The sequence below is a fragment of the Methyloceanibacter sp. genome (genome assembly GCF_035650995.1).
GTDB lineage: Bacteria > Pseudomonadota > Alphaproteobacteria > Rhizobiales > Methyloligellaceae > Methyloceanibacter.
In genome coordinates, this window is sequence record NZ_DASRGO010000105.1 from 1 (window position 1) to 14,592 (window position 14,592).

Annotated in this window: 17 protein-coding genes; 8 read left to right on the forward strand and 9 right to left on the reverse strand. The window is 64.4% G+C overall.

All coding sequences use genetic code 11. The features are described 5' to 3' along the window. A partial coding sequence (locus VFB18_RS07985) for a metallophosphoesterase family protein (protein WP_324973277.1) occupies window positions 1–708 on the reverse strand: 708 nt, incomplete at its 3' end. Window positions 709–940: 232 nt separating this feature from the next. On the opposite strand from VFB18_RS07985, the gene VFB18_RS07990 reads away from it, so the two are divergent. Next, the gene (locus VFB18_RS07990) at window positions 941–2,575 is read left to right on the forward strand and encodes a L,D-transpeptidase family protein (RefSeq protein ID WP_324973280.1); all 1,635 of its coding nucleotides are present in this window, start codon (window positions 941–943) and stop codon (window positions 2,573–2,575) included. A 126-nt stretch (window positions 2,576–2,701) separates the two neighbouring features. Further along, on the forward strand, window positions 2,702–2,896 hold the full coding sequence (locus tag VFB18_RS07995) for a hypothetical protein (RefSeq protein ID WP_324973284.1): 195 nt from the start codon (window positions 2,702–2,704) through the stop codon (window positions 2,894–2,896). A gap of 10 nt (window positions 2,897–2,906) precedes the next feature. On the opposite strand, the gene VFB18_RS08000 is transcribed toward VFB18_RS07995, so the two are convergent. Together VFB18_RS08000 and VFB18_RS08005 are read right to left on the reverse strand one after the other, a co-directional pair. After that, complete coding sequence (locus VFB18_RS08000) at window positions 2,907–3,668, reverse strand: ABC transporter permease (protein WP_324973287.1); 762 nt, start codon at window positions 3,666–3,668, stop codon at window positions 2,907–2,909. After that, entirely contained in the window at window positions 3,665–4,588 is a 924-nt protein-coding gene (locus tag VFB18_RS08005; RefSeq protein ID WP_324973288.1) for an ABC transporter ATP-binding protein, read from the reverse strand. Before VFB18_RS08005 ends, VFB18_RS08000 begins: the two co-directional genes overlap by 4 nt. 248 nt (window positions 4,589–4,836) lie before the next feature. Here VFB18_RS08005 and VFB18_RS08010 point away from each other — a divergent pair, with 248 nt between their 5' ends. Next, window positions 4,837–5,217 carry a hypothetical protein gene (locus tag VFB18_RS08010; RefSeq protein ID WP_324973290.1) on the forward strand — a complete coding sequence of 127 codons (381 nt, stop codon included), beginning with the start codon at window positions 4,837–4,839 and terminating at the stop codon, window positions 5,215–5,217. A gap of 57 nt (window positions 5,218–5,274) precedes the next feature. Here VFB18_RS08010 and VFB18_RS08015 read toward each other — a convergent pair whose 3' ends face one another. Continuing rightward, a complete protein-coding gene (locus VFB18_RS08015; RefSeq protein ID WP_414675670.1) occupies window positions 5,275–6,441 on the reverse strand; it encodes a PQQ-dependent sugar dehydrogenase in 1,167 nt (388 codons plus the stop codon). Between the two features lie 118 nt (window positions 6,442–6,559). On the opposite strand from VFB18_RS08015, the gene VFB18_RS08020 reads away from it, so the two are divergent. From VFB18_RS08020 to VFB18_RS08030, 3 genes are read left to right on the forward strand one after another with little or no spacing between them, the layout of a single operon-like run. Further along, window positions 6,560–7,204 carry an ABC transporter substrate-binding protein gene (locus VFB18_RS08020; RefSeq protein ID WP_324973293.1) on the forward strand — a complete coding sequence of 215 codons (645 nt, stop codon included), beginning with the start codon at window positions 6,560–6,562 and terminating at the stop codon, window positions 7,202–7,204. Next, entirely contained in the window at window positions 7,201–7,914 is a 714-nt protein-coding gene (locus VFB18_RS08025; protein WP_324973296.1) for an ABC transporter ATP-binding protein, read from the forward strand. The genes VFB18_RS08020 and VFB18_RS08025 overlap by 4 nt, the downstream gene beginning before the upstream one ends. After that, window positions 7,911–9,029, forward strand: a complete 1,119-nt coding sequence (locus VFB18_RS08030; protein ID WP_324973299.1) for an ABC transporter permease — start codon at window positions 7,911–7,913, stop codon at window positions 9,027–9,029. The genes VFB18_RS08025 and VFB18_RS08030 overlap by 4 nt, the downstream gene beginning before the upstream one ends. A 24-nt stretch (window positions 9,030–9,053) precedes the next feature. Here VFB18_RS08030 and VFB18_RS08035 read toward each other — a convergent pair whose 3' ends face one another. From VFB18_RS08035 to VFB18_RS08045, 3 genes are read right to left on the reverse strand one after another with little or no spacing between them, the layout of a single operon-like run. Continuing rightward, window positions 9,054–10,067: an NUDIX hydrolase gene (locus VFB18_RS08035; protein WP_414675671.1), complete on the reverse strand. Its 1,014-nt coding sequence runs from the start codon at window positions 10,065–10,067 to the stop codon at window positions 9,054–9,056. 6 nt (window positions 10,068–10,073) lie between these two features. Beyond that, entirely contained in the window at window positions 10,074–10,649 is a 576-nt protein-coding gene (locus VFB18_RS08040; protein WP_324973302.1) for a tyrosine protein phosphatase, read from the reverse strand. After that, the gene (locus tag VFB18_RS08045) at window positions 10,646–11,305 is read right to left on the reverse strand and encodes a YfbR-like 5'-deoxynucleotidase (RefSeq protein ID WP_414675672.1); all 660 of its coding nucleotides are present in this window, start codon (window positions 11,303–11,305) and stop codon (window positions 10,646–10,648) included. The genes VFB18_RS08040 and VFB18_RS08045 overlap by 4 nt, the downstream gene beginning before the upstream one ends. Window positions 11,306–11,468: 163 nt before the next feature. On the opposite strand from VFB18_RS08045, the gene VFB18_RS08050 reads away from it, so the two are divergent. Continuing rightward, window positions 11,469–11,711, forward strand: a complete 243-nt coding sequence (locus VFB18_RS08050; protein WP_324973308.1) for a DUF2188 domain-containing protein — start codon at window positions 11,469–11,471, stop codon at window positions 11,709–11,711. On the opposite strand, the gene VFB18_RS08055 is transcribed toward VFB18_RS08050, so the two are convergent. Both VFB18_RS08055 and VFB18_RS08060 read right to left on the reverse strand, forming a co-directional pair. After that, entirely contained in the window at window positions 11,701–12,303 is a 603-nt protein-coding gene (locus tag VFB18_RS08055) for a DNA-3-methyladenine glycosylase I (protein ID WP_324973311.1), read from the reverse strand. The two genes, VFB18_RS08050 and VFB18_RS08055, sit on opposite strands and share 11 nt — an antisense overlap. Continuing rightward, a complete protein-coding gene (locus VFB18_RS08060) occupies window positions 12,300–13,175 on the reverse strand; it encodes a folate-binding protein (protein ID WP_324973314.1) in 876 nt (291 codons plus the stop codon). Before VFB18_RS08060 ends, VFB18_RS08055 begins: the two co-directional genes overlap by 4 nt. An 81-nt stretch (window positions 13,176–13,256) precedes the next feature. On the opposite strand from VFB18_RS08060, the gene VFB18_RS08065 reads away from it, so the two are divergent. After that, on the forward strand, window positions 13,257–14,591 hold the full coding sequence (locus VFB18_RS08065) for a dihydroorotase (protein ID WP_324973317.1): 1,335 nt from the start codon (window positions 13,257–13,259) through the stop codon (window positions 14,589–14,591). The last annotated feature ends 1 nt before the right edge of the window (window position 14,592 follow it).

Below are 14,592 nucleotides of genomic sequence, written 5' to 3' on the forward strand. Positions count from 1 at the left end.
GAGCGCCTGCATGCCGTCGTCGGTGCCCCATCCCCATTCGGCATAGACCGTCCACAGCGGGATGTGGGCAAAGACGACGATCGGCGTCGAATCCGGCTTGTCCTTGAGATCGTCGGCGAGCCACGCGAGTTGCTCGGTCCCAAGCCTGCCGAGCCCGCCGGCTTTGAGGTCGACGACGTTCACGAGACCGATGAAATGGACGCCGTGGTCGTCGAAGGAATACCAGCCCGAACCCTTGGTGCCCTTGCCGTAGCGCTCGAGATAGGCCCTGCCCAAGCCTTCATCGACGAAATCGTGCTCTCCGGGCACGTAATGAACGTCGAGCGCGGCCTCGCCGATGAGCTGGCTCGCATTATCGAACTCGTCGGGTTTGGAAAGATGGGTGATGTCGCCGGTATGGATCACGAAGGCGGGCTTGGCGGGCACCGCCTTGACCTTGGCGATGGCCTCGCGCAGCGTGCCGAGCGCGTCGGGATTGGCCGGCTTGTTGAAGCCGACATGGCTATCGCTGATCTGGAGGAAGGTGAAGGAAGGTGCCTCCGCGGCGAGCGCATCGCCGAGCAGGCCGAGCGATTTCGGCACCCCGCCCGATAGCGCCCACAGGACCCCGGTCCCGGCCCAGATCATGCACTCTAGCGCGCCCCTCCGGCTGATGCCCTCCGCCTCGGCATCGGCGGTATCGGCCTCCGGCGTCGTTGAATGAACCATCATCGTCTCCTTGCACGTGTTGTCGGTCGTGTCGCAAGGAGACCGGGCTGAACGCCGATTTATTCCGGGGCGAGCCAAAATAAAATCGAGCCACTATGCTCAAAATGAGCAGAAGATCGGATCAATAAAGACGAGACGCGAGGGCCTGGAGCGGAGCCCAAGAAGCAGGCAGATCGCTGTGGCCCTTTGCCGCGTCTCGGATTAACCTGGGCCTACAGTGGGGGTCTGTGCGATGCGTGGACAATCTTGGTTCGCCGGCGTCGCAATGGCGGCTTCAGCCTTGGGACTGGCGGCTGTGTTCGCTTGGCCGGCCTTAGCCGAGAACGCGACCGCGCCGACGGCTGCCGCAGCTCAATGGGTCAATCCCGACACGGCCCCAGCGTCCGATCCTTCCGATACGGCTCCGGCCGTCCCCGCGCCCTCCGGTGAAGGCCAGGGTGAAGCTGCTCAAGCGCCGGCCGAGACGGCGCCGCCTCCCGAAGCGACCCCTGTCGTCGCCAGCATCCGCACCAAGATCGCCGATCAGCGCAAGACGTCGTCTTCCCCCGACCTTGTCGCGATCGAGGCGTTCTACAACCAGCGCTCCGACCCGCTATGGATGACCGATATGGGCTTCTCGGGACGGGCGCTCGCGGCCATCGACGAAATCATGCGGGCCGACGATTGGGGCCTGTCGAGCGCGGCCTTCGATCTGCCGCCGGCCGGCGAGCTTCCGAAGTCTCCCGACGATGCCGCAGCGAACGAGATCAAGCTCGATCTCGCCATCCTGAAATATGCCCGTTTTGCCCGCGGCGGACGGACCAATCCTGCCAATCTCAGCAAGCTCTACGGTGTCGCGCCGACCTTGCGCGACCCCAAGGCGGTGATGACCGAGATCGCCGCGGCCGACGCGCCTGACGCCTATCTCCGCTCGCTGCATCCCAAGCATGAGCAGTTCCAGCGCCTGCACCAGGCGCTGCTCAAGGCCCGCGCCGAGCGCGAAGCCGGTGCCAATCCGCCCAACGTGCAGAAGATCGTCGTTAATATGGAACGCTGGCGCTGGATGCCCGAGGACCTGGGATCGCTCTATCTCTGGCTCAACGTACCGGCCTTCACCGTTTATCTCTACAAGGACGGCAAGCAGATCTACACGGACAAGATCGTCGTCGGCGAATTGAAGTATGCGACGCCGATGTTCTCAGCCGACCTGCAATCGGTCGTGTTCAATCCGGAATGGACCGTGCCACCGACCATCGTGCGGGAGAACCTGCTGCCGAACTTGCGCGGCGGCGGCGGTCTATTCTCGCGGAACACTGCGATCCTCGACCAGCATGAGTTGAAGGTGAAGTACAACGGACGCTTCGTCGATCCGGGCAGCATCAACTGGAATACGGTCAATATGGCCGCCATCAGCTTCGTGCAGGCGCCCGGGCCCAACAACGTTCTCGGCAAGGTGAAGTTCGTCTATCCCAACCCGTTCTCCGTTTACATGCACGACACCATCAAGCAGGGCTTGTTCGATACCGACATGCGGGCCGAGGGGCACAATTGTCCGCGCGTGTACAAGCCGGGCAAAATGGCCGCCATGGTGCTTGCCGCCGACCAGGATATGCCGCAGGCCGAGGTCGATAAGCTTCTTGCCAGCGGCTACAACAGCGGGGTGAACATCAAGCACCATCTGCCGGTGCATACGACCTACTTCACCGCCATGGTGAACGATGAGGGCAAAGTCGCGACGTACCCCGATGTCTACAAACTCGACGGAGCGTTGGCGGCTGCCATCGGCAGCAACGCGAACCCCGATTCCGTCGCCGACAATGCGCCGCAGGCCAAGCCGAAGCCCAAGCCGCAGGCACAAGGCGGCGACCTCGCCGAGTCGGTCCGCTAGGCGGGAAAAAGCGCGAAGCCTCGCGACGTCGTTCGGCCCAAGCCCGGCCCTCACATAGCCATGGGCGCGCTCCCGTTCTTTTGCTAGGCTTGACCATCGGCTCAACCTCTTCAGAGGAGTGCGCGCGTGCAATCGCAATTCACCGTAGGCGTCTGCGTTGCGGGTAAAGGCGACCGCATCGTGGTCAGGGCCGAGGACGCACTGATCGCCGCGCTCAAAGTGAAGGCGGAACGTCCGGCCGCCACCATCACCTATGTCCGCCGGCTCAACCGGCGCGGGGACCAGCGCCATCCTCCGCACCGCCTGAACGAAGCGCGCTGATCCGGCGGCCCTAGCTCTTGAGCCGGTAGCCGGTCTTGAAGATCCACGCCACCACGGCGAGACAGATGGCGAGGAATAGCCCGATCATGGCGAGGCTCACCCCGGGGCTCACGTCGGCGATCTCGTAGAAGCTCCAGCGGAAGCCCGAGACCAGATAGACCACGGGGTTGAACAGGGTCACCGTCCGCCACGCCGGCGGCAACACCGAGATCGAATAGAACGTGCCGCCGAGGAAGGTGAGCGGCGTGATGATGAGAAGCGGCACGAGCTGCAGCTTCTCGAAGCCGTCCGCCCAGATGCCGATGATGAAGCCGAGCAGGCTGAAGGTCGCTGCCGTCAGCACCAGGAAGGTGACCATCCAGAAGGGATGGGCGATCCTGATCGGCACGAACAGCCACGCCGTGGCCAGGATGATCAGCCCGAGGATGATCGACTTGGTTGCCGCCGCGCCGACATAGCCGATCACGATCTCGAGATAGGAGATCGGCGCCGAAAGCAGCTCGAAGATCGTGCCGGTGAAGCGGGGGAAATAGATGCCGAACGAGGCGTTGGCCACGCTCTGGGTGAGCAGCATCAGCATGATCAGTCCGGGCACGATGAAGGCGCCGTAGGGCACCCCCTCGATCTCCGTGATGCGCGACCCCATCGCCGCCCCGAACACCACGAAATAGAGCGAGGTCGAGATCACCGGCGAGACCATGCTTTGCAGCAGCGTGCGCCCCGCGCGCGCCATCTCGAATTTGTAGATCGCCCTGATTGCCGGCAGGTTCATTTCTGTCTCACCAGATCGACGAAGATGTCCTCGAGCGAACTTTGCGACGTATCGAGGTCCTTGAACCTGATGCCGGCGCTGGCAAGATCGGTGAGGAGGCCGGTGATTCCCGTGCGCGATGCTTGCGTGTCGTAGGTATAGATCAGCTCGCTGCCGCCATTGGCGAGACTGAGATGATGTCCGTTGAGCTCGGCGGGAATGGCGCTGAGCGCATCGTGAAGCTGGATCGTGAGCTGCTTCTTGCCGAGTTTGTGCATCAGCTCGCGCTTGTCCTCGACCAGGATCAATTCGCCCTTGTTGATCACGCCGATGCGGTCGGCCATGTCCTCGGCCTCGTGGATGTAATGCGTGGTGAGGATGATGGTCACACCGGAATCGCGTAGGTGCCTGATCACCTGCCACATGTCTTTGCGCAGGGCGACGTCGACGCCGGCCGTCGGCTCGTCGAGGAAGAGCACGCGCGGCTCGTGCGACAGGGCCTTGGCGATCAGCACGCGCCGCTTCATGCCTCCAGACAGCGTCATCAGCTTTGAGTTCCTGCGGTCGTACAGCGACAGGTCCTTGAGAATCTTCTCGATATAGGCGGGATTGTCCCACTTGCCGAACAGGCCGCGGCTCAGCGAGACCGTGTCCCACACCGTCTCGAACATTTCGAGCGTCAGCTCCTGCGGCACGAGGCCGATCATCGACCGCGTGGCGCGATAGTCGCTAATGATGTCATGCCCGCCGACCAGCACCTTGCCCGCGCTCGGCGTGACGATGCCGCAGATGATGCTGATGAGCGTGGTCTTGCCCGCACCGTTCGGCCCGAGCAGGGCGAAGATCTCGCCTTTCCTGATCTCGAGATTGATGTCCTTCAGCGCCTTGAAGCCCGAGGCGTAGGTCTTGGACAGATGCGCTACGGAAATGATCGGCTGCATGGCGGAACGGCCTAAGCTCCGAGGCTGACGATTTGGGGGCAGGAATGCGATCACGCTAAGGCGGTTTCCCTAGCATCCCAAAGCCATGCGCGCCAACTCAGCCTTTTGTGAACGTCTAGTCCCGCACATGCCGGGAACCATCGCGGCCCTGTCATGTTTTTCCTTGGGAGAGATGTCGCTCTGCGAGGTCGGCGAACGACTCTCCTCGCCGTCCTTTGCACCCCGACAGAACAAGCAAGGAGGACACGATGAAGCAGCTACTTGTTGGCACGGCGGTGGCCCTTGTGTTGGGCATCGCACCCGCCTTGGCCGCCGACACGCAGTCGGGGCAATTGCCGACGACGCCGGGCGTCTCGCCTGATACGGCGAAATCGGCGTACCAGCCGCAGTCCGGAAGCGCCGACACCTCTGGCGGCGCCACCGAGCAAAGCTCGGCTGCTCCGAGCTCGGGCGCGGCAACTGACGGCACAGTGAACCAACCCACGGCGAACAGCCAGGGCCAAGCCGATCAGTCCGGCGGCGCCAAGGAACGGAGCTCGGCGCCCGAAGGCTCGTCCGCGGCAACGGGTCAGCCCAACCCGACGCTTGGGCAGCAGAATAACGGCACGCCCAACACTCAGGCTGAATAAATCCCGGCATGAGATTTGCCGGTGGGATCGGGGCCATGGCAGGCCCCGATCTTCTCGTCACCGGTCGCTAGCGGAAGAAGCGGCTGTCAGTTTCAGGATCGCGCCGTCGGAATCGTCGGTCAGCGCATAGACCGCTCCGTCCGGGCCTTGCACCACGTCGCGCACGCGCTCGCCCATCGGAATGCGCTCCTCGCCGGTCACCGTTTCCCCGTCGATGGTGAGGCGGACGATCGACTGCGACGACAATCCGGCAAGCAAGAGATCGTCCTTCCAGGCGGGAATGGCGTCGCCCGTGTAGAACATGATGCCTGAAGGCGAGATCACCGGGTTCCAATGGGCGATCGCATCGGCGAACTCGGGATGAGTCGGCGGCCTCGCGATCGGCGTGCCGTCGTAGTTGTCGCCCCAACTCACGACCGGCCAGCCGTAATTCTTGCCCGCCTCGGGGATGTTCACCTCGTCGCCGCCCTTTGGACCGAACTCGCTCTCCCACAATTCGCCGGTCTTCGGGTTGATGGCGGCGCCTTGCGGATTGCGATGGCCATACGACCAGATTTCGGCACGCACGCCCTCCTTGCCGGCGAAGGGGTTGTCTTGCGGCACGGAACCGTCCGGGTTGATGCGTACGATCTTGCCGAGATCGGTTGAGAGGTCCTGAGCAGGTGTGAATTTGAAGCGTTCGCCCAGCGTGACGAACAGCTTGCCGTCGGGGGCGAAGGCGAGTCTCCCGCCGAAATGATTGCCGCCGTCGACTTTCGGCTCCTGGCGGAAGATGACTTCGACACCCTCGAGGCCGTCATCGCTCAGTTTGCCGCGTGCCACCGCGGTTCCGGCGCCGCCCTCTCCGGGTTCCGAATAGGAGAGGTAAACAAGACGGTTGGTTGCGAAATCGGGATCGAGCGCAACGTCGAGGAGCCCGCCTTGGCCTTGGGCGAAGACTTCCGGCACGCCCTTGAGCGGCGCCGACACGGCGCCGTCGTTGGTTACGATGCGAAGCCGTCCCGGCCGCTCGGTGACGAGCATGCGGCCATCCGGCAGAAATGCCAGGCCCCAGGGATGTTCGAGGCCGCGCGCGACCGTCGAGACCACGATCTTGCCCGTCTTGGTCTCGATGGTTTTGTCCTCGGCAAAGCATGGTTGCGACATCAAGGCCACCGCGGCCAGTGCGCCAAGCCCCACAGTTCTAGCGCGCAGGACGAGATTGCGCACGATTTCGCACGTCATCGTGCATCCGGGTTCGGATTGCCGCACGCTTCTGCTAACGCTTGTAAGCTCGAGAGGTTCGCTCATCTAATGCAAGGGCTCTTGCGCCCATCTCGAAGGTCGCGCAACTGTTGCGGTGATGGCGGTATCTTTCCAGCAAGTTTGCGTCAAATCAAAGCCGGGCACGGCGCTTCCGCGTCTGTTGCTCGTGGCCGTCATGTTTCTCGCCGGCTTCGTCGTGCCCTCCTGCGCCGATCCGGCCGACTCCGATGCCGCCATCAGGGCGTTTGTCGAACGGGTGAATCACGAGTCGATGAATTTCTTCGCCACCGGATCGGAGGCCGATGCGCGGCAAAGATGCCGCGATCTGCTCGCGTGGGCCTTCGATGTGCCTTTCATGGGGAAGCAGGTGCTTGGCAAGGCATGGGACAAAGCGACGGAGGAAGAGCGGAAGGAATATATGGAGGCCTTCGAGAACGAGGTCGTCAGCGCCTATCTTAAGCGCATGCGTCCCAAAGGCATGACCCTGACCTATGTTGGGCGGAGGCCCCCGGTCGGCAGCGATCAAATTGCTGCGAGCCGCCGCACCGTGCCGGGGAAGCCCGATCAGATTTGGATATGGTGGATGCGCCCCGACGGACAATCGTGGCGCATCATTGATCTCTTGCTCGACGGTCACAGCGTGGTCGACGCGGAGATTCAGGAATATGCCAACGTGTTGGCGAGCAACAATGGCGATATCAACGCGCTCATCGCCTTCATGCGCAAAAGGGCCGGAACATGAATGCGCGCCGGACCGATTCTAACTCCCTCATCGCGCTCGAGCATGTCGGGCACGCCTTCGATCAGGGCCGGATCGTCGCGTTGCACGACATCAACCTTACCTTCGGCGAAGGCGAATCGGTGGCGGTGCTCGGTCCGAGCGGAAGCGGCAAGACGACGCTCATTCTCGTGATGTGCGGCATCCGGACCCCGACGCGCGGCGTTCTGCGCTGGCGGGGAGATCCGGTCACCACACTGCGCCAATGGACCGATCTGCGGCGTTCGCAAATCGGCATCGTGTTTCAGGAGTTCAATCTGTTTCCGACGCTGACCGCCAGCGAGAATGTCGAGGTGGCGATGTTCGGCATGGGGCTCAGCAGCAAGGAGCGAAGGCGCCGCGCCGAGGACGCCCTCGAGACCGTGGGGTTGGGTCAGCGCACCACACACCTGCCGCAAGAGCTGTCGGGAGGAGAGCGTCAGCGCGTGGCCATCGCCCGCAGCATCATCAACAATCCCACGCTCATTCTCGCCGATGAGCCGACCGGCAATCTCGACAGCGCCAATGCCTCGGCGATCCTCGATCTCTTGTTCGACCTGCAGCGCGCGCGGGGAGCGACGCTGGTCATGGTGTCGCACGCGCCGGACCTGGCGAAACGCTGCAAGCGCTTGATCAAAATGAAGGACGGGAACGTGATCGACCAAGTGTCGCACGCCCGTGAGGCGGTGCCATGAACCATCTCGAACTTGCCTTCCGCAATCTCCAGCGCCGCCCCACGCGCTCGATTCTCACCCTGCTCGGCGTCGCCGTCGCCGTCGGCAGCTTCATTACGCTTTACGGCCTGTCGCGCAGCGTCAATGAGAACGTGCAACAGGCCTTCGAGGAACGCGGCAACGATCTGACCGTGCGTCGGCGAGGTGTCGCCGAGCCCTTCGGCGGCACGGTTCCCGAGGCGATCATCCCCGAGATCGCCAAGATTCCCGGGGTGGCGGCCGCTGCCGGACAACTGCTCTCCTTTGCCGCCACCGACAATGACGACCACGTCATCGCCTTTGGCTGGCCCGAGAGCAGCTTCTATTGGTCTTCGGTTCCGCTCGCGGAAGGGCGTCTGCCCAACCCCGGCGAGCGCAAATTCGCGCTCGTCGGCAAGGACATCGCCACCACCCTCGGCAAACATGTCGGCGACGACATCACCCTTCTCGGCGACAAGTTCCATATCATTGCCACCACCAACTACGGCTCGGTCATCAACCGCAACGCCGTGATCGTCGGCCTTCCGGATCTCCAGGAAGCGACCTTCCGCACCGGATCGGTGACCTATATCGCCATACGGCTCGCCGATCCGGCGAACCAAGCCGCCACCGATCGCGTCGTCAAGGCGATCGAGGGCCTGGGCGGATTCGCCGTGACACGAAGCGAATCGGTGCTCAAGAACGACAGCCTCGTCGGCCTGCTCGATGCAGTCTCGAGCTCGATGGCCTGGGTTGCGCTGCTCATGGGCGTGCTCATGGTGCTGAACACGCTGCTCATGGCCGTGCTCGAGCGCACGCGCGAGATCGGTATCCTCTCGGCGATCGGCTGGTCCAAGGAGCGCATCATGGGCGCGCTGGTGATCGAGGGATTTCTGCTGTCGGCCTTGGGAAGTGGGCTCGGCATCCTGCTCGGCATCGGCGGCTCGCGGCTCCTGAGCGCGATCCCGGCCATCGGCCGTTATATCGCCGTGCGCCCGACGCCCGGACTGATCGCCGTTACGGCGATCGCGGCCATCGTGCTCGGCATTCTCGGCTCATTCTATCCCGCTTTCGTCGCCACGCGGGCGAGCCCGGCCGAGGCTCTGGAGCACACCTGATTTGAGGACGCTTAACTCCGGGGCTCAGCCTCGCCCGGCCTTGACCCGCAAGCCCGGGGCAGGCCGCTCGAGCACCACCTCGCGGCGGAAGCGATAAAGGCGCGCCGGCCGTCCGCCCGTCTCGGTCGAGACGTTGCCGGTCGCCTCGACGAGACCGCCCTTCTCGACCAGGCGCCGGAAGTTCTGCTTGTGCAACAGGGTGCCCGAGATCGCCTCGACCGTTTGCTGCAGGTCGTAAAGGGTGAATTCGGGCGGCAGAAGCTCGAACACCACCGGCCGGTATTTCAGCTTGCCGCGCAGGCGGCCGAGAGCGGTGGCGAGGATGCGGCGATGGTCGAATTCCATCGGCCGGCCGAGCTCGGGCAGGTTGGACCATTGCTCGGCCGCGGGCCTGCCGTCACGCGAAGCCTCGGTCACGAGACCGGCTTCGTAAAGGAGTTCGTAGCGCTCGAGCACTTTCTCCTCGTCCCACGCCCCGTCGAGACCGAAACCGATTCGGAGCCGCTCGGCGCGGCGAAGCGGCCTCGCCGGCTCGTCAGGAGGGGGAGTCCGGCCGGCCCATTCCTTGAGCCTCGGTTCGATTTCCCTGGTGAGGATCTCGGGCTTGCCGCTTCGCCAATCTTCCCAGGGAAAATAGGCGTACCAGGGTGACCACAGCGATCCCGAGAGCTCCTCGCCCCCGCCGCGCGTCAGCGCAAGATAACCGACCGAAAGCGTGTGCGCGCCGCCCGGCTCGCTGTGGCGGCCGCGATCACCGAACGTGTAGAGCTGCTCGACATAACCGAGCTCCAGCCCCGTCTGCCGCTTCACCCATTCGCGCAAGCCGATCTCGAGCGTGCGGTGGGCGCGCGGGGAGAATGTGCCGTAGGGAAGCGCATCGAAAGCGCCCGATCCGGTCGCGCCCGGCCGCACCACGAGGATGTAGGGCTGCTGCTCGCGCACGGTGACGATGGCCGCGTTCAGCCCAAGCTCGATCTTGGGATCAGTGGTCTCCATTTCGGCGGCGAGATTGGCCGCTTTGCGCCTTGCCTCGCCCATCGGAGTCTAGGCGGCGAGCCGGGCCGGCAACGCGAAGACGTCCGCTTCGCCGACGATCTTGCCGCGGCCGATGTCCTCGACGGCGGCCATCATGCGCCCGTCGCGCGACAAGGCCTCATCGCCAAGCGCAACAAGCAGGCGGTTCGGGTAGGCGGTGGGCGAAGCGCGGCGGAGCGCGCGTGCGACCTTGAGCTCGTCGACATGCGGGTTGAGCGCGCACAGCGCGATGAAGGCCGCGGCCGTCGACCGGCTGATGCCGGCCCAGCAATGAATCAGGAGCGGCGCCTTGCGGTCCCAAGCAAGGGCAAACTTGACGAGATCGGCGACATGGGTTTCGGACGGCAGAACGAGGCCTTCCTGCGGCTCGCAAATATCGTTCATGGCGAGCTTGAGGTGCCGCTCGGGGCCGATCGACGGCGGTGTGTCGATCAGCGTCTCCCCGTTGATGAGCGTGACGAGATGGCTCACCCGCGCCTCCGCAACCGTCGTCGCGACGAGGCTCAAGGGCGCGACATAGATGGTCTCTCCCGTCATGGCGGCCGGCACTGTAAAGCCTTCTCTTGGCAAAATCACGGTGGTCATGGTCGCGTCGCTTGCCTGGCCTTGGCCGCGCTTCCGCACTGCGCGTTTAATTGCTTGAATCGCTTAAGAAAACTCGCCTCTCCCTCTGTCGGAGCAAGGGGGCGCAAGTTGGACAGAGCGGTGACGAGAGCGGGGCTCAAGCCTCGCGGCTGGCCGAAGAAGCGCCGGGCCTCCTCGCGCGAGAAACCGGCCAAGACAGTTGCCTCGTAATAGGCCGCGATCTTGTCGGCGCGCTTGATGAGCCTGGTGATCTCGGCCGGCAATTCGGCGGGCAGCGAGAAGCGCACATGAATGGCCGAAAGCAGCTTCGCCTCGAAGGCCTTGTAGTCGAGCGAGAGCGCCGCCTTGAACGGGCTGATCAGGTCGCCGATGACATATTCCGGAGCGTCATGAATGAGCGCCGCGAGCCGGAAGCGCGCGTCGAGTCCGGGCTCGAGTGCGCCAACGATCGTCTCGACGAGGAGACTGTGCTGCGCGACGGAAAAAGCGTGCTCCCCCTCGGTCTGACCGTTCCAGCGCGCGACGCGCGCCAGTCCGTGGGCGATGTCCTCGATCTCGATGTCGAGCGGCGAGGGATTGAGCAGGTCGAGCCGCCGTCCGCTCAGCATGCGCTGCCAGGCGCGTGCGCCCGCATTGGGCCTGACGGGAGTTTCGATCTTGCGCGCGATTCTCATGGGCACGGTCGGAGCGGAATTATGACAGTCCGCGTTAACATCACGCGGACTGGCTCACGAAAAAATGGACGAATCTCGCGCATAATGCCATTCATTGCGTGTTTTGTGCGAGTACTGGCGATCTAATCATAAGCGGGAGAGGCAGATGGCGAAGTTGCCGAGATATTCGCTAGCGCATGATGACAAAAAGAAATGCTGGGTGCTGAAGCATGAGGGGACCGGACAAGTCGTCAAAAGCTTCGCCACCAAGGCCAAGGCCACCAAGGGCGGCGTGCTCGAGAAGGCGGTAGGCGGGAAGGGCGCGGTCCGCATCAGGAAGCGCAACGGCAAGATTCAAGAGGAGCGCACCTATCCGCGCAGCGCCGACCCGCGCGGCTCTAAGGGCTAGATGGCGTCCGGCCGAGCCTTGCGCAAGCCGCATGGCGATGACACGAGGTGAGGTGGTCGTTGACCATGCCGGTCGCCTGCATGAAGGCGTAGACGATGGTCGGGCCGCAGAACTTGAAGCCGCGCGACTTGAGGTCCTTCGCCATCCTGCGCGACACCTCGGTCTCGGCCGGGATCTGGCCGATCGTCTTGTAGCGGTTGACGATCGGCTTGCCGTCCACAAAGCCCCACAGATAGGCGCTGAAGCCCGGACCTTGCTCCATTCTTTGGAGCCAAGCCTGCGCTGAGGCGATCGCACCTTCGATCTTGGCCCGATTGCGCACGATGCCCTGATCGCGCATCAGAGCATCGACCGACTTACTCGTGAATCGCGCGACCCGCTCGGGCTGGAAGCCGTCGAAGGCGCTGCGGAACGCCTCGCGCTTCCTTAGGATCGTGATCCAGGAGAGCCCCGCCTGGAATCCGTCGAGGACGAGCTTCTCGTAAAGTGCCCGGTCGTCGCGCTCCGGCACGCCCCATTCCTCGTCGTGATAGGCGACATAAAGAGGATCGGTGCCGGGCCACGGGCAGCGCTTGAGCTTTGCCGCTGTCATGCGCTGAGTGCGGTCGCCGGCACCGCGAAGCGGGCGAATTCGGGCTGGCGCAGCGTGATTGGCACCTCTCCCGCCTTGAGCGTCGCACCCTTGGCCAAGGCTTCCTCCGCCCGGTCGAGCCTGATCAGAGCAAGCCCCATGGCGCCGCTCGTGGAGCCGAGCGTCCCGATCGCGATCCCCTCCGCCGTCACCGGCGTGCCGGATGCCGGCAAAGCCGATGCGCCCGCGACCGGAACGATGCGCTTGCGCGCGAGCCCGCGGTGCTCCATGCGCGACACGACCTCCTGGCCCACATAGCAGCCCTTCTTGAAATCGACGCCGTTTAACTGGTCGAACAGGGCCTCGTGCGGGAACGCATCCCCGAAGGCATAATCGCGGCCGCCTTCCGGCACGCCGAGCTTGATGCGCCTGGCGTGATAGTCGGCCTCGTCGGCGCGCGAGCATCCAAGCTCGCTGACGCTCGCGCTCCCCGGCAGAAGGACGCGCATTCCGAGCGCCGGGAGCCGCGGATCGGCAAAGCCGATCGCACCCTCAGGCAGCCGGGGCGTGCCCTCCCAAACGGCCGCGACCTTGAAATCGGGGTCCTCCTTGATCTCGACTTTGGACCTCAGGCGGTAGAAGCCGAGCCGCTTGCCGAGCTCGGCGCCCTTGTCGCGCGCCACATCGATCAGGAAATCGTCCGCGCGGGCCGCGACGAACATGTCGAACAGGATCTTGCCCTGCGGGGAAAGGAGCCCGGCGTGCATGGCATTGCCTTCGGCAAGCCTGTCGGCATCGTTGGTCAGCATCCCTTGCAGGAATTTCCGCGCATCGGCGCCGGTCACGCCGAGAACGGCGCGGTCGGCGAGGAGCGCGGCTTGGCAATGGCCCATCGTCCGTCCTTCTGCTACCAAGGCACCCCCGATGCTATGAAGCTATTGAAGCGGGGGATGCCCCGCAAGTGAGCTTGAGCCTTGGCCGAAACCTTCGACCTCGTCTTCAAGGGCGGCACCCTCGTCAATCACGCGGGTATGGGGCTTGCCGATATCGGCGTGCGCCACGGCCGCATCGCCGCCATCGGCGGCATCCCGACCGGCATGGCGGGTGAGACCATCGACGCCACCGGGCTCCATATCCTGCCCGGCGTGATCGACAGCCAGGTCCATTTCCGCGAGCCGGGACTCGAACACAAGGAAGACCTGGAGACCGGGAGCCGATCGGCCGTGCTTGGCGGCGTCACCGCCGTGTTCGAGATGCCGAACACCAAACCCCCGACCACAAGCGCCGATGCGCTCGCCGACAAGGTTTCGCGCGCGCGGGGCCGCATGCATTGTGACTTCGCCTTCTTCGTCGGCGCCACCCATGACAATGTCGATGACCTGCCCGAGCTCGAGCGGCTGCCGGGGGCGGCCGGCATCAAGGTGTTCATGGGCTCATCGACCGGAAACCTTCTGGTCGGCGACGAGCCGACGCTCGCGCGCATTCTCGGCAAGATCAACCGGCGCGCCGCCTTCCATGCCGAAGACGAGGCGAGGCTCAAAGCTCGTCTTTCCGTCCAGCGCAGTGGCGATCCGGCAAGCCACAGCGAATGGCGCGATGCCGAGGCCGCCTTGCTCGCCACCAGCCGCCTGCTCAGGCTGGCTGCGCAAGCAGGCAAGCGCGTGCATGTGCTGCACGTCTCGACGGCGGATGAGATGGAGCTTCTCGCCCGCCATAAGGACATCGCAAGCGTTGAAGTGACACCTCAGCATCTGAGCCTCGCCGCGCCCGAGATCTACGAGATGCTCGGCACGCTCGCGCAGATGAACCCGCCGCTTCGCGATGTCCGCCACCAGGAGCGCCTGTGGTGGGGTATCGATCAGGGCGTGGTCGATGTACTCGGCTCCGATCACGCGCCGCACACGCTCGAGGAGAAGGCGCAGGATTACCCCGCCACGCCGTCGGGGATGCCCGGCGTGCAAACGCTCGTGCCGGTGATGCTCGATCACGTGAATGCCGGGCGCCTCAGCCTTGCCCGCTTCGTCGACCTGACCAGCGCCGGTCCCCAGCGCATCTTCGGCATTGCCGGCAAGGGCCGCGTCGCTGTGGGCTACGACGCCGACCTCACCATCGTCGATCTCAAAGCCGAGCGCGTCATCGAGAACGCCTGGGTCGGCAGCAAGGCGGGATGGACCCCCTTCGCCGGCCGCAAGGTGAAGGGCTGGCCGATGGGCACATTCGTTCGTGGCAAGGCCGCGATGTGGGAGGGGGAGCTCGGCAAGGCCGCGGGCGAGCCCGTCCGCTTCGGCGAGGCGCTGCCGCGCGCGTAAC